Annotated in this window: 11 protein-coding genes; 4 read left to right on the forward strand and 7 right to left on the reverse strand. The window is 68.1% G+C overall.

Annotated features, from left to right (window positions below; translation table 11 throughout):
- Positions 1–215: 215 nt before the first annotated feature.
- The gene (locus ACAM26_RS15000; protein ID WP_062271937.1) at positions 216–1,199 is read right to left on the reverse strand and encodes an aldolase catalytic domain-containing protein; all 984 of its coding nucleotides are present in this window, start codon (positions 1,197–1,199) and stop codon (positions 216–218) included.
- 239 nt (positions 1,200–1,438) lie between these two features.
- On the opposite strand from ACAM26_RS15000, the gene ACAM26_RS15005 reads away from it, so the two are divergent.
- Together ACAM26_RS15005 and ACAM26_RS15010 are read left to right on the forward strand one after the other, a co-directional pair.
- On the forward strand, positions 1,439–2,635 hold the full coding sequence (locus ACAM26_RS15005) for a DUF3419 family protein (RefSeq protein ID WP_369614004.1): 1,197 nt from the start codon (positions 1,439–1,441) through the stop codon (positions 2,633–2,635).
- On the forward strand, positions 2,632–3,354 hold the full coding sequence (locus tag ACAM26_RS15010; RefSeq protein WP_369614005.1) for a class I SAM-dependent methyltransferase: 723 nt from the start codon (positions 2,632–2,634) through the stop codon (positions 3,352–3,354). Before ACAM26_RS15005 ends, ACAM26_RS15010 begins: the two co-directional genes overlap by 4 nt.
- Before the next feature lie 298 nt (positions 3,355–3,652).
- Here the strand turns inward: ACAM26_RS15010 and ACAM26_RS15015 are convergent, their stop codons facing one another.
- Together ACAM26_RS15015 and ACAM26_RS15020 are read right to left on the reverse strand one after the other, a co-directional pair.
- Positions 3,653–4,273 (reverse strand): response regulator transcription factor, encoded by a 621-nt coding sequence (locus tag ACAM26_RS15015; protein WP_062271942.1) that lies wholly within the window; start codon positions 4,271–4,273, stop codon positions 3,653–3,655.
- Complete coding sequence (locus ACAM26_RS15020) at positions 4,263–6,815, reverse strand: ATP-binding protein (RefSeq protein ID WP_369614006.1); 2,553 nt, start codon at positions 6,813–6,815, stop codon at positions 4,263–4,265. The genes ACAM26_RS15015 and ACAM26_RS15020 overlap by 11 nt, the downstream gene beginning before the upstream one ends.
- Positions 6,816–6,914: 99 nt before the next feature.
- On the opposite strand from ACAM26_RS15020, the gene ACAM26_RS15025 reads away from it, so the two are divergent.
- The gene (locus tag ACAM26_RS15025) at positions 6,915–7,367 is read left to right on the forward strand and encodes an RDD family protein (protein WP_165913438.1); all 453 of its coding nucleotides are present in this window, start codon (positions 6,915–6,917) and stop codon (positions 7,365–7,367) included.
- Positions 7,368–7,403: 36 nt separating this feature from the next.
- Here the strand turns inward: ACAM26_RS15025 and lptG are convergent, their stop codons facing one another.
- The gene (gene lptG / locus ACAM26_RS15030) at positions 7,404–8,468 is read right to left on the reverse strand and encodes an LPS export ABC transporter permease LptG (RefSeq protein WP_132228872.1); all 1,065 of its coding nucleotides are present in this window, start codon (positions 8,466–8,468) and stop codon (positions 7,404–7,406) included.
- Between the two features lie 240 nt (positions 8,469–8,708).
- Between lptG and ACAM26_RS15035 the strand changes: the two genes are divergently transcribed.
- Positions 8,709–10,217 (forward strand): leucyl aminopeptidase, encoded by a 1,509-nt coding sequence (locus ACAM26_RS15035; protein WP_369614007.1) that lies wholly within the window; start codon positions 8,709–8,711, stop codon positions 10,215–10,217.
- Positions 10,218–10,301: 84 nt separating this feature from the next.
- On the opposite strand, the gene ACAM26_RS15040 is transcribed toward ACAM26_RS15035, so the two are convergent.
- The 3 genes from ACAM26_RS15040 to ACAM26_RS15050 all read right to left on the reverse strand — a co-directional run bounded on the left by ACAM26_RS15040 (position 10,302) and on the right by ACAM26_RS15050 (position 13,632).
- The gene (locus tag ACAM26_RS15040; protein WP_123139626.1) at positions 10,302–11,051 is read right to left on the reverse strand and encodes an ABC transporter substrate-binding protein; all 750 of its coding nucleotides are present in this window, start codon (positions 11,049–11,051) and stop codon (positions 10,302–10,304) included.
- A 19-nt stretch (positions 11,052–11,070) separates the two neighbouring features.
- Complete coding sequence (locus ACAM26_RS15045) at positions 11,071–11,778, reverse strand: TorF family putative porin (protein ID WP_123139625.1); 708 nt, start codon at positions 11,776–11,778, stop codon at positions 11,071–11,073.
- A gap of 330 nt (positions 11,779–12,108) precedes the next feature.
- Positions 12,109–13,632 (reverse strand): methyl-accepting chemotaxis protein, encoded by a 1,524-nt coding sequence (locus tag ACAM26_RS15050; protein ID WP_190288061.1) that lies wholly within the window; start codon positions 13,630–13,632, stop codon positions 12,109–12,111.
- Positions 13,633–13,757 lie beyond the last annotated feature (125 nt).

Genomic DNA, 13,757 nt, shown 5'->3' on the forward strand with positions numbered 1-13,757 from the left:
GGTGGCGCGCCCCGGAGAGGGCGCGCGCGCTCGGGATCGGAGTCGATGGTGTAGCGCGATCGCGCCCGTCTGGCAAGAGGCCGGATGGCGGGGCGATCGCAGGGCCCCTTGGGGCGTCGGCCGGCGGCCCGAGGGCCGGCGCCGCGAACAGGCTAGATCATCACCTTGACGAAGGCCGCCATGTCGCGGGCGCGACCGGCCGCGCCCCGTGCCTTTCAGATCTCGGCGACGAGCTTGTCGTAGAAGCCGAGGAAGTCTTCCGGGGTCGGGCCCTCGCGCCACTCGATCGCCGAGCGCGGGTGCTGGTTGAGCTGACCGGTGAGGTTGTAGGGCAGCGAGGGACCCCAGTCGAGCTCCTTGCGCAGCGGCAACATGTACTTCTGGATCACCTCGACGATCGGACGAACGTCGAACTTGGGATTGCGCAGGAAGCCGAGCAGCAGCTCGGTGTGGCAGTTGCCCGCGCCGCGGCCGAAGCCGTAGATGGTCGAGTCGACGCGGTTACAGCCGAGGATGATCGCCTCGATGGTGTTGGCGAAGGCCAGCTGCAGGTTGTTGTGGGCGTGGATGCCGATCTCCATGCCCTTGCCGGCGAGCGCATCGGTGTACTTGTGGTAGAGCCGGTCGATCTGCTCGCGGTAGAGGTAGCCGAAGCTGTCGACGATGACCATGGTCGAGGCCGGGGTGTGGGAGACGGCCTCGAGGACCTTGTCGATCTCCTCCTCGGTGATGTTGGAGACCGCCATCAGGTTGGCGGTGGTCTCGTAACCGAGCTCGTGGGCGTGGTGGATCATGTCCACCGCCTCGGAGACCTGGTGGGCATAGAAGGCCACGCGGATCATCGACAGCGGGCTGTCGGCCGCCGGCACCAGGTCCTGCTCCCAGTCGCTCTTGCCGGCATCGGCCATGGCCGCGAGCTTGAGCCCGGTCTTCTCGGCGTCGTGGTCGCCGACGATACGACGCATGTCGGCCTCGTCGCAGTGACGCCAGGGGCCGAACTTGTCCTTGGGGAAGACCCGCTTCGAGTTCTTGTAGCCGATCTCCATGTAGTCGATCCCGGCATCGATACAGGCGTGATAGACGGCGCTGACGAAGGCATCGTCGAAGCGATGGGCATTCACCAGCCCCCCGTCCCGAACCGTGCAGTCGAGGACCTTGAGTTCAGGCCGGAAGGTGATCCAGGGGGCCTTTTCGGACATCGTTCGTATCTCCGCGAATTCCAATGGTTGACAGATCATTATTGAGCGCCCCGGCCCGCCGATCAAACCGATCTGGCCGAGGGTGGTCGCAGGGGCGGGGCAATCCCGCCGCAATCGATCCGCAACCGTCCCGTCGCGGACGCGCCACGCCACGGTCACTTCCCCAATCTATCCTGACGCGACCTGCGTGAACACGCATTGCGAAAACCCGATCCGGTCCACCCGCCTGGAGCCCACGCTTGAAAACCGCACCGACACTCGCCGACCGCATCGACCAACGGGTCTTCGACGCCATCTATTCGCGCGCCCTGGTCTACAACACCTGCTGGGAGGACCCGGCGGTCGACCGGCTGGCCCTCGAGCTGACCCCGGACGACACCCTGCTGGTGATCACCAGCGCCGGCTGCAACGTGCTCGACTACGCCCTCACCGGGCCGCGACGGATCCACGCGGTGGACGCCAACCCGCGCCAGAACGCACTGCTCGAACTCAAGCTCGCCGGCATCCGCGCACTCGACTTCGACGACTTCTTCGCCGTCTTCGGGCACGGCTACCACCCGGCGTTCCGCGACCTCTACCACGACGCCCTGCGCCAGACCCTCTCGCCCTTCGCCCGCGCCTTCTGGGACCGGCGCGCGGCCTGGTTCGGCAACCCCGACGGCAGCTTCTACTTCCACGGCCTGTCGGGCATCGTCGCACGGCTCTTCCACGCCTATCTGCGCGCCCGGCCCCGGCTCGCCGACAGCGTGCGCGCGCTGTTCGCCAGCGCCGATCTCGATCATCAGCGCGAGATCTACGACACCCGCGTCCAGCCGCTGTTCTGGACCCCGGCGCTCAACTGGACGCTCTCGCGCCAGCTCACCATGAGCCTGCTCGGCGTCCCCCACCCTCAACGCAAGGAGGTCCAGGCACAGCACGCCCAGGGCGTCGCCGGGTTCATCCGCGAGGCGCTCGAATACGTGCTGCGCCAGCTGCCGATCACCGACAACTACTTCTGGTCGGTCTATCTGCGCGGTCGCTACACCCCGGCGTGCTGCCCCGAGTATCTCAAGCGCGACAACTTCGCCGCACTCAAGGCCGGGCTGGTCGAGCGCATCGTGCCGCACACCTGCACCGTCACCGAGTTCCTCCACGCCACGGACGAGTCGATCTCCAGGTACGTGCTGCTCGATCACATGGACTGGATGAGCTCCTACCACCCCGAGGCGCTCGCCGAGGAGTGGCAGGCGATCCTCGACCGCGCCAGCGCCGATGCGCGGATCATCTTCCGCAGCGCCCATGTCGCGCCGCGCTATCTCGAACGGCTCGAACTCGGTCCCGAGCGCACCCGCTTGAGCGAGCGTCTGCGCTTCCACCCCGAGCGCGCCGCCGCGCTCAACCGCCTCGACCGCGTACACACCTACGCCGGCTTCCACATCGCGGACGTGCGCGCATGATCGGCAGCGACGCGCGCATCCTCCTCCACCTGCTGCGCGGCCAGCGTCGCCAGGGCTCGCACGCCGAACGGCTACAGCACTTCTACGCCCCCCAGGCGGCACACTACGACCGCTTCCGCGAGCGCCTGCTGCACGGGCGCGCGCAGTTGATCGCCGCACTCGACCCGACGCCCGGCGCGTATCTGGTCGAGCTCGGCGCCGGCACCGGACGCAACCTGCTCTATCTCGGAGAACGCCTCGACAGCCTCGACAGCCTCGGCCGGATCGACCTCGTCGACCTCTGCCCGGCGCTGCTCGACGAGGCGCGCCGGCGCACCGCCGGCCTCGCCAGGGTGCGGGTGATCGAAGCCGACGCCGCCGACTATCGCCCCGAGGGGCCGGTCGACTGCGTCTACTGCGCCTACTCGCTGACGATGATGCCCAACTGGCGGGCGGTGCTCGCAAACGCCCTCGCCATGCTCCGCCCCGGCGGCACCCTGGGGGTGGTCGACTTCTACGTCTCCGACGCCCAAGGCGGCCCCGGCAACGCCCGCCACGGCGCCCTCGCCCGCGCCTTCTGGCCCCGCTGGTTCGCCCACGACGGCGTCTACCCCAGCCCCGAGCCGCTGCGCTGGCTGCGCGACCACCTCCCCAACCACCAGCTCGACGAACACCTCGCCCCGGTCCCCTACCTCCCCGGCCTGCGCGTGCCCTACTACCGCTTCGTCGGGCGCAAGTAGCGGACAGCCGCCAGCCGCCAGCCGGGGAGACTGAACCGCGAAGACACCAAGGACGCGAAGGGGAATAAGCCGCCAGCCGTCAGCGATCAGCCGCCAGTGGGTGCGAACCCGCACCGCCTGCGCCTCACGCCGACATCACACATCATTCACTTTGCGTGCTTCGCGGCTTTGCGGTTCAATCCTGGCGGCTGGCGGCTGGCGGCTGGCGGCTGGCGGCTGGCGGCTTGGGTCAACCGTCCGTCCACCGCCCCATCGACGAGCCAGCGACGCTCGTCGACGGTTAACCCGACACAGACGCTCAGAGCGTCGCTTCGGGGGCGGCGATCAGGGCCATGCGGACGAGTTCGGCGAGTGAGCCGGCGCGCATCTTTTCCATCACCCGGGCGCGGTGGGCCTCGACGGTCTTGGCGCTGACGCCGAGCGCGGCGGCGATCTCCTTGTTGGACTTGCCGTCGGTGACCATCGCCATGACCTCGTGCTCGCGCGGGGTGAGTTCGGCCAGGCGCATGGCGATCTGGGCGCGGGTGGCCTGGGAGGCGCGATGGCGTTCGTCGTAGTCGAGGGCGTTGCGGATGCTGTCGAGCAGGTCCTCGTCGTGGAAGGGCTTCTCGATGAAGTCGAAGGCGCCGGCCTTCATCGCCTTGACCGCCATGGTCACGTCGCCGTGGCCGGTGATCAGGATCACCGGCAGACGGTAACCCTCGCGGGCGAGATAGCTCTGCAGCTCCAGCCCGCTCATCCCCGGCATGCGCACGTCGAGCAGCAGGCAGCCGGCGCGCCCCGGGTAGTGGTTGGCGAGGAAGGCGTCGGCCGATTCGAAGGTCTGTACCGACATCCCCGTGGACTCGATCAGCCACTGCAACGAGGTGCGCATGGCCTGGTCGTCGTCGACGACGAACACGGTCGCGTCATGATGCATTGCTATTCCCAACTTGCGATGGTTGCTGCGCCGTCTCCTCCGCCTCGGCGGCGGCGAGCGGCAGCGCGATGAAGAAGGTCGAACCGCGCCCGGGCATCGACTCGGCCCAGATACGGCCCTCGTGATTCTCGATGATGGTCTGGCTGATCGCCAGCCCCATCCCCATGCCGCTCTCCTTGGTGGTGACGAAGGCGTCGAACAGCTCCTCGATGCGCTCCGGGACGATGCCCGGGCCGCTGTCGCGGATCGCTACCCGCGCCTCGCCGCCCTCCTGCCAGGTGCGGATGCTCAGCTGCCGCGTGAACGCGTCGACCTCTTCGAGGGCGTCGAGCGCGTTGCGCACCAGATTGAGCAGCACCTGTTCGACCTGGACCAGATCGACCCGCACCGGGATCGGCTCGGGGGCCAGCGCCAGCGCGATCGCCAGATCCAGGCGCCGGGTCTCGAACTCGACGAAGGAGCAGACCTCGCGCACCAGGTGGTTGAGATCGGCCTGGGCGCGGATCGGCGGTTGCTTGCCGACCAGGGCGCGCAGCCGGCGGATGATCTCGCTGGCGCGCTGCGCCTGGGCGGTGATCTGCCCCATGGCGCCGATCAGCGCCTCGGTCTCGCCCGCCCCGCCCTGCAGCCGCCGCGTGCAGCCGCTGGCATAGTTGACGATCGCCGCGAGCGGCTGGTTGAGCTCATGGGCCATGCCGGTGGCCACCTCGCCCATGGTGCTGAGACGACAGACATGGACCAGCTCGGCCTGGTGCTGGCGCGACTCCTGCTCGGCACGGCGCACCGCGGTGATGTCGCGGGCGTAGATGTTGACATAGCCGAGGTCGGCGATGGGCGCGAACAGCAGCGAGAACAGCTGACCGGCGACCTCGAGCTCGCACTCGCGCTGCTCGGCGTCATCGAGCGCCTGGGCGACCTCGGCACGCCACGGCTCGGGGAGCAGGTCGCCGGGCTGCGCCGCCCAGGCGGTGAGCAGCGGACGCGAGGCGTTGTTGGCATAGACCAGCAGCCCGCTGGCGGTGACGCGCAGGATGGGGTTGGGGCTCTCGCTGGCGAAGCGCGCCAACCCCTTGATCTCCTGCTCGGCCTGCTTGCGCTCGGTGATGTCGTGGATATAGAGGGTGTAGAACCGCTCGGACTCGAGCACGATCGGGGCGATCGAGATCTCCACCGGCACCTGCTCGCCGTCGGCGCGCAGCGCGCGCAGCTCGCCGCGCCCCTGGGGTCCGGCGTCGGGACGACGCGAGCGCTCGAGCAACACGCTGAAGCCCTCGCGTGCGGTCTCGGGCAGACAGTCGCGCACGAACACCAGCCCCAACGCATGTTGACGACGATGGCCGAGCAGACGCTCGGCGGCGGGGTTGAACTCGATGACGTGACCGGCGTGGTCGAGGGTGACGATGGCATCGAGCGAGGCCTCCATCATCGCCGCCTTGAGCGCCTCGCTCTCGCGCATCTCGGCCTGATGACGACGGTTCATCTCATCGCGCGCGGCCAGTACCAGCTGACTGAAGTGCTGGATCCACTCCTCGAGCAGCACCAGCTGGTTGCCGCCATGGTAGTCGAAGCCGGGCTCGGCGATGCCGAGGGCGCGCTGGGAGAAGCGCGTCATCCGCTTGAGCACCTTGTTCAGCCGCGAGGAGACGAGATAGATCACCGCGGTGAAGACGATGATGAACACCGCCGCGGCGATCCCGCGCTGGCGCCGCTCGAAGATGCTCACGTGGCGCGACATCTTCTCCACCGCCGCCTGCGAGACGAAGGTGGCGAACAGCAGATTGGAATCGGCGCCCTCGTACTCGGGCAGGGTCTGGGAGGTGATGACGTAGAGCGCGTGCCAACGATCGAGCGTGGTGCCCGGCGGCAGGCTCGCGGTATCGAGGCTGGCGACGATGCGCTGGTCGTCGCCGTCGACCAGCGCCACCGCGGCGCGACCGACGTCGACCCCGCGCTGCGAGGCGGCGAGGAAGTCGTCGTCGACCGGCACCAGCACCACCAGATGTCCCATGTCGTAGCCCCCGGCGTCGATCACCGAGTCGCTGACGATCAGATAGAGCTGCTCGCCGAGACGATCGATCACGGTGCGCACCTCGCGGGTGTCGAGCAGGTTGGAGGGCACCTGTACGGCGAGACGCTCGGGCACCGGGCGATCGCCGGCCTGATAGAGCTCGCGCACCCGACCCTCGACATCGGTGAGCAGCACATGGCTCGGCGGGCTGAGGGCGTCGCGCTCGAAGAAGTCGGGCAGCCAGTGCGGGCGGAACTCCTTGTAGAGCACCGGCGGGTCGGTCGTCTCGCGCGACCAGAACAAGGGCTCCAGATACTCCGAGAGACGCTGATAGTTGGCCAGCAGCCGGGTGGTGGCGGCATAGCTCGAGAGATAGCGATCGAAGCGGATCAGGCTCTCGCGGGCGCGCAGTTCGAGCTGTGCCTCGAGCTCCTGGCCGAAGATCTTGTTGACCTGCCGACTCTGGATCTGCTCGAGCATCGCCCACACCACGAGCCCCGCCGTCAGCCCCACCACGATCGAGATCAGTGGCATCGGCACGCGTCGCAACAGACGGAACAAAAATGGTTTAATGACGATCCGCTTCAAGCTTGGCAACTCAACTCAAACAACCAAAACACACCAATGGACACCATGGACTTCGATATCACCCGCGCCCAGACCCCTTCCCTGCTGCGACGTCTCGGCGCGATCTGCTACGACGGCCTGCTGCTGGTCGGCATCCTGATGATCGCCACCGGGCTCGTCTCCATCCCCTATGGGCTGATCACCGGCAGCGACTACTACCACAACGCCCTGGCGCTCAACCTGATGCGCCTGATCCTGGTGGCCGTGGTCGGCGCCTTCTTCGTCTATTTCTGGACCCACGGCGGTCAGACCCTGGGGATGCGCGCCTGGCGCCTGCGCGTGCTCACCGACGAGGGCCAGCCGCTGACCACCGGCGCGGCGATCAAGCGTTTCGGCTGGGCCTTCGTCAGCCTGCTGCCGGCCGGCCTGGGGCTGCTGTGGAGCCTGTTCGACGGTGACAAGCTCGCCTGGCACGATCGCAAGTCGCAGACCCGACTGGTGCTGGTCGCCAAGCAGTGAAGCGTCGCACCGGGCGCCGCGCGGCGCCCGGTGCGTTCAGCCGACCCGGCGCAGCAGCACCATCGCCCCGGCGCTGAACAGCAACGGCGGGGCCAGTGCCGCAAGCAGCGGGCTCAAGCCGAAGAGCAGCGCCAGATAGGCCAGCGTCCGGCTGATCAGATAGTACAGGATGCCGATCAACACCCCGGCGAAGATCCGCCGCCCCATCCCCGAGCTGCGCGCCGAGCCGAGCAGGATCGGGATCGCCACGAAGATCATCGACAGCGTCAGCACCGGGTGCAGCACCTTGCCCCAGAAGGCGACCTCGTAGGCGCCGGCGTCCTGACCATTGACGCGCATGAAGCGGATGTATTTGTAGAGCCCCCACACCGGCAGTGCCTGGGGCTCGGCCACCACCACCTTGAGCAGTCCCGGGTCGAGCATCGAGTCCCAGCGCGCCTGGGCGATGCGCTCGACCTCCACCCCGTCGGGCCGCACCCGACTGCGCGCGATGCCCTGCAGCACCCAGCCGTCGTCGACATAGCGCGCCCCGTCGGCATGGGTCGACACCAGGGTGCCGGCGGCGGCATCGACCTGGAAGATCGAGATATCGCTCAGGCTGGTGCCGGAGCGGATCTCGCGGATATTGACATAGGCGCCGTCGTCGACCGCCCAGAAGCCGTCGGCGGTCTGCTGCGCCACCTCACCGGAGAGCGCCTCGCGCCTGAGCTCGGCGCCGCGCTGCTCGGCCAGCGGTGCGAGCACCTCGCCGAGCACCACCGCCAGCAGCGCCAGCAGCACCCCGCCGAGCATCGCCGCGCGCACGATCTGCGCCACCGACACCCCGGCGGCGCGCAGCGCCACCAGCTCCGAGCGGCTCGCCAACGTGCCCAGGCCGACCAGGGCACCGATCAGGGTGGCGATGGGAAAGAGCTGATAGGCATAGCCCGGCAGGCTCAACAACATGAAGGTCATGGCCCCGCCGAAGCCGAAGCCGTCGACTCCGGCGGCTTCCATCTCGTCGGCAAGGACGAAGAACCCGAGCAGGGGCAGCAACACCCCGAGCGTCACCAGGGTGCCGACGACGACGGCGCCACCGAGGTAGCGATCGATGATCCGCATCGCTCAGCCCCGCCCCCGACGGGCGATGCGAGACGAACAGGGGGCCAGGAGGCCGAGTTTCAGCACGCGCATTTCTTCCGGTAGACTCGATGCCCACATCCTAACATCCGCGCGCGGGCCGACCCTCACCCGATCGCCCCGACGACGCCGGATGATGCACGTCGAGTACACACCTCTCGCGGCCCCGGCTGCGGCACCCGACCGGGCTGCCGATCCGTGCCGCCATTGCAGGAGTCCAGCATGGAATTCAAGATCAAGACCGGCGACCTCGCCAAGCAGAAGACCCCCTGTCTCGTCCTCGGCGTGTTCGAGAAGCACAGGCTCGGCGCCCCCGCCGAGGCCGTCGACAAGGCCTGCGACGGCCAGCTCACCGCGCTGCTGAAGAAGGGCGACATGAGCGGCGAGAGCGGTCGCACCCTGCTGCTCTACGGCCTGCCCGGGGTGGCCGCCGAGCGGGTGTTGCTGGTCGGTTGCGGCAAGCGCAAGGAGTTCGACCGCGCCGCCCAGCGCAAGGCCGTCACCGCGGCGGTCGACGCCCTCGCCCAGCTCAACGCCGGCGAGGCGCTGTGCACCCTCGCCGAGCCACTGCCGCGCGAGGCCGATCGCTATCTGGCGCTGCGCGACATCGTGGTCGCCGCCGCCGCGCGCGACTATCGCTACAGCCGCACCAAGGACACCGACAAGCTGCCCAAGGTCACGCTCAAGCGCCTCGCGCTGTGGGTCGAGAAGAAGGCGCAGCAGGCCGAGGCCGAGCAGGCGATCGCCCATGGTCGGGCGATCGGCGATGGCGTCGCGCTGGCGCGCGAACTCGGCAACCTGCCGGGCAACATCTGCACCCCGAGCTATCTCGCCGAGCAGGCCGAGACGCTGGCCGCCGATCATCCCAAGCTCACCACCGAGATCCTCGACGAGGCGGCGATGGCCGAGCTCGGCATGGGCGCCCTGCTCTCGGTCTCGCGCGGCAGCCGCCAGCCGGCGAAGCTGATCGTGATGCACTACCGCGGCGGCGCCGAGGACGCCAAGCCGGTGGTGCTGGTCGGCAAGGGGCTGACCTTCGACGCCGGGGGCATCTCGCTCAAGCCCGCAGCGCAGATGGACGAGATGAAGTACGACATGTGCGGCGGGGCGAGCGTGTTCGGCGCGCTGCAGGCGGCCTGCGCGCTGGGCCTGCCGATCAACCTCATCGGCATGGTGCCGGCCTCGGAGAACCTGCCCGACGGTGCCGCCAACAAACCCGGCGACATCGTCACCAGCATGTCGGGCCAGACCATCGAGATCCTCAACACCGACGCCGAGGGCCGGCTGATCCTCTGCGATGCGCTCACCTACAGCAAGCGCTTCGACCCCGAGCTGGTGATCGACCTGGCCACCCTCACCGGCGCCTGCGTGATCGCACTCGGCGCCCACGCATCGGGACTGTTCACCGCCGATGACGCGCTGGCCGAGGAGATCCTCGGCGCCGGCGAACGCGCCGGCGACCGCGCCTGGCGGATGCCGCTGTGGGACGACTACCAGCCCCAGCTCGACAGCAACTTCGCCGACATGGCCAACGTCGGGGGTCGCGAGGGCGGTGCCATCACCGCCGCCTGCTTCCTCTCGCGCTTCACCAAGGACTACCGCTGGGCGCACATCGACATCGCCGGCACCGCCTGGCTCGGCGGCAAGGAGAAGGGCGGCACCGGTCGCCCGGTGGCGCTGCTCACCGAGCTGCTGCTGACGCGCGCCGGGGTCGCGCCCAAGGCCGGCTGAACGAGACGCGCCCCGCCGGACCGGGTCCGACGGGGCGCGCATCGGGCCGGGGATGATCCCCGGCCAACGGCTCAGGCGGCGCGCTCAGCGCGACCAGTCGCGCATCAGGTACTCACGCAGCATGGCCTCGGCATCGATCCGTTTCAGCCCCTCGTTGAGGGTCTGACGCCAGCGATCGCCCTCGGGCCCGTTACGAAAGGCCGCAAGCAGTGCCTTGGACTCGAGCAGCCGGGCGTTCATCCGCACCGCCCCGGGCTCAACCGGTTCGAGCAACGGATCGCGCGCCAGCAGATAATCGAGCACATGGCTGTCGATCACCGCGGCATCGAGGCGCTCGGCGGCCACCTTGCGTGCGTTCTGCGCATCCGAGACCACCGTCTCGACCTGGATGCGCTCCTCGGCGACGGCGGCATCGAACGCCGCGGTATTGACATAGCCCTGCACCACGCCGATGCGATAACGCTCGAGATCCTCGATCGTTTCCCAAACGACCGGCTCGGCGCTGCGCTCCACCAACCCCAGTGGCCCGTACCCGAGTGGCTCGGAGAAGGTGAACTCCTCGCTCTCGTAGGCATACTCGGGCAGGTAGGCGACGAACCCCGTGCCCGGGGTCGTCACCAGCTTCACCGCCCGCGACCAGGGGTAGAACTCGACGATCAGTTCATCGCCCATGGCAGCAAAGGCCGCCCGCGCCACCGCGATCACCGCCCCCTGTTGCGGCAGCTCGGCACCCGAATAGGGTGGCCATTCGAGCGAGGTCATCCGTACCGTTTCGGCGGCGGCCGGGGCCGCAACCAGCATGCCCAACAGGGCTGCCAACACCTTGCCGTTCATGAGTCCTCCTTAGAGATGGCTACAGGGCGAAGCTCCGTGAGACGCTGAACAGCACACGGGTGTCGCCCGCCGCATAGCTCAAATCGGTGCCACTGACCCCGAGCGAGAAGTCGAAATCCTGCCACGAGCGGTTGGCCATCACCTGCCAGTGGAGATAGCTGTCCTCGCCCTCGTCCCAGGCGAAGCGATCGCTATCGAGGCTGGTCGAACGGTCGACCCAGGCCGAGACCGACCAGTCGTCGTTGATCTGGAGGTCCTTGCGCAGCATCACCACCACGTGGCCGACGTCGAGGCCGAAATAATCGTAGGTGTACCAGACATTGAGGTTGAAGCCGGCGTAGCCGAGCTTGACGTAGGCCTCGGGGTAGTTGCCGTCGCTGCTGTGGGTGGCGCCGTGATAGGTGTAGACGGCCACCCCGGTGTCGAGACTGATCCCGGTGTCGAACTCGGTGGCATAGCCGAGATAGGTATCGAACTCGACATGGGTGTCGTCGTCGAAGTCGACGTTCGAGGCCCAGGCGCCGCCGTAGATGCCGCTCTCCCCGGCCCAGTCGAGACTGGCCTGGAGCGCCGGCTTGTGGCCGGTCTGGGTGACGCCGTTGAACAGATAATCGGAGACGCCGGTGAAGGTCGCCGACCAGTCCGCGTGCGCCGGACCGGCGAGCGTGGCCCCCAGAACGGCGGCGAGGGCGGCATGCTTGATGGTGTCGTTGTCTTGTTTCTGCATGTATTTCTCTGGCTGTTGAGACATGGGCGCAACACCGCACCTGGCCACGCGATTGAGCGGGCCATTTCGGGAGAGCGCACCCCCCGAGTCACGCACGGAATTGCACCCGGTCCGCGAGCGGGCGCCACGATGGCCCGCCCCTGGCTGAGATCAACTCGGATCCCTTGTGAGACGTCACACCGGAAGGCGTGACGGTGGCGCGAAACCTCGCGCGCACCCAAATCCATTGGGAGCGGAGCAGCGTCCGCCCTGCCTGGCCGACACCGATCCGGGCACCGACGGGCGCCTCCTGATGAAATGGACGAGCCTCCCGTGGCCGTCCAGGGTCGCTCAGAGCCGGAACTTACCAAACAGCGCGCGCAATCGCGTCACGCTGGCCGCCAACCCCTCGCCCGAGTCGCTCGTGGTCTGCGAGGCGGCGACGGTGCGCTCGTGGACCTGCTGAATATTGCCAACGTTGCGCTCGATCTCGGCGACCGTGGCGCTCTGCTGCTCGGCGGCGGTAGCCACGCTGCTCATCATCTCGATGATTCGCTTGATCGCGGCATCGATCTCCTCGAACGCCTGACCAGCGGCGGAGGCCTGGTCGACACTATGGCGCGACTTCGCCCGCCCCGTTTCCATCGCGCTCACCGCTTGTTCGGTGCGCCGCTGCAGACCGGCGATGGTCTCCTGGATCTGCGTCGTCGACTCCTGGGTACGCTGCGACAACACCCGCACCTCGTCAGCCACCACCGCGAAGCCGCGCCCCGCCTCACCGGCGCGCGCCGCCTCAATCGCGGCGTTGAGCGCGAGCAGGTTGGTCTGATCGGCGATGCCGCAGATCACATCGAGGATGCCGGTGATCGCCTCGGTGCTCTGGCGCAGTTCACCGATCACATCGGCGGCCTGATCGACGCTCTCTGCCAGCTCACCGTTGGAGAGATTGGCCGCGCGCACCTGATCGAGACCGGAGCCGGCACGCGTACCAGCCTCTTCTCCAGCCTCGGCCACCAGCGCGGCGTTGCGCGCCACCTCGTCGGCGGTCGCGCTGAACTCGTTGAGCGCGGTGGTGAGCATATAAAGGTCTTCCTGCTGCTGGGCGAGCTGACGGCTGAGATCGCCTGCGGTGTCACTGGTGCGCTGCGCAGTGCCGCTCAACCCGCCGATCACCGTCTCGACCTCGATGACGATCTCGCGGATCGAGCCGATGAAACGGTTGAGCGCCTGTGCCAGCTCTCCGAGTTCATCGGCGCGGTCGCTCTCGACCTGCTTGCTGAGGTCGCCCTCGCCCTCGGCGATATCGCGCACCCGCGTCAAGATCCCGGCCAGCGGCTTCAGCACCAATCGGGTCAGGGCGAAGCTCACCGAGACCACCAGCACCAGGTTGAGCACGAGCACGATCAACACGTTGCGCACCAGCGCCTCGTGCACGGCCTGGCGCAGCGGCTCGGGCGAGACGAAGAGCGACACCCTGCCCAACGGATTCTCCAGCCCGTTACCGGTATAGACCAGCTCGCGCGAGACCACATCCACGCCCTCGGGCTGTGGCATGCGCTCAATCGAGGCGACCTCGGGCCGAGCGGAAAAGCCGGCGACGAACTCGCCATCCACCCCCTCGACGGCCACGGCGACGATCGCGGGATGCCCCATCTCGCCACGCAGGATGTCATCGACCGTGGCCATCGCGAAATCCCACAGCGGTTTGGGCAGACCGGTCTCCAGCCGCTCGAAGGCGGCGGTGATGTCATGCTGCTGACGCGCCGTCTCGGTAGCCTCGACCCGCATCACGTCCCAGACGCCATAGCTGACCAGCACCACCGAGACCACGAGGATGAGTGCCAGATTCAGTTTCGTCTTCAGACCGCTTGTCATCTTGATCAAATCCCTCGGTGGCAGTTGGCGAATCGCTATCATCGGGTCGGGAGCGGCGGGGCGTCATAGAGACCGCAACCTGGCCATCGCCCCTGACATCGCCGATCAGCAAAGGCACCGCCAAG

The organism is Marichromatium sp. PS1, assembly GCF_041155115.1.
GTDB lineage: Bacteria > Pseudomonadota > Gammaproteobacteria > Chromatiales > Chromatiaceae > Marichromatium > Marichromatium gracile.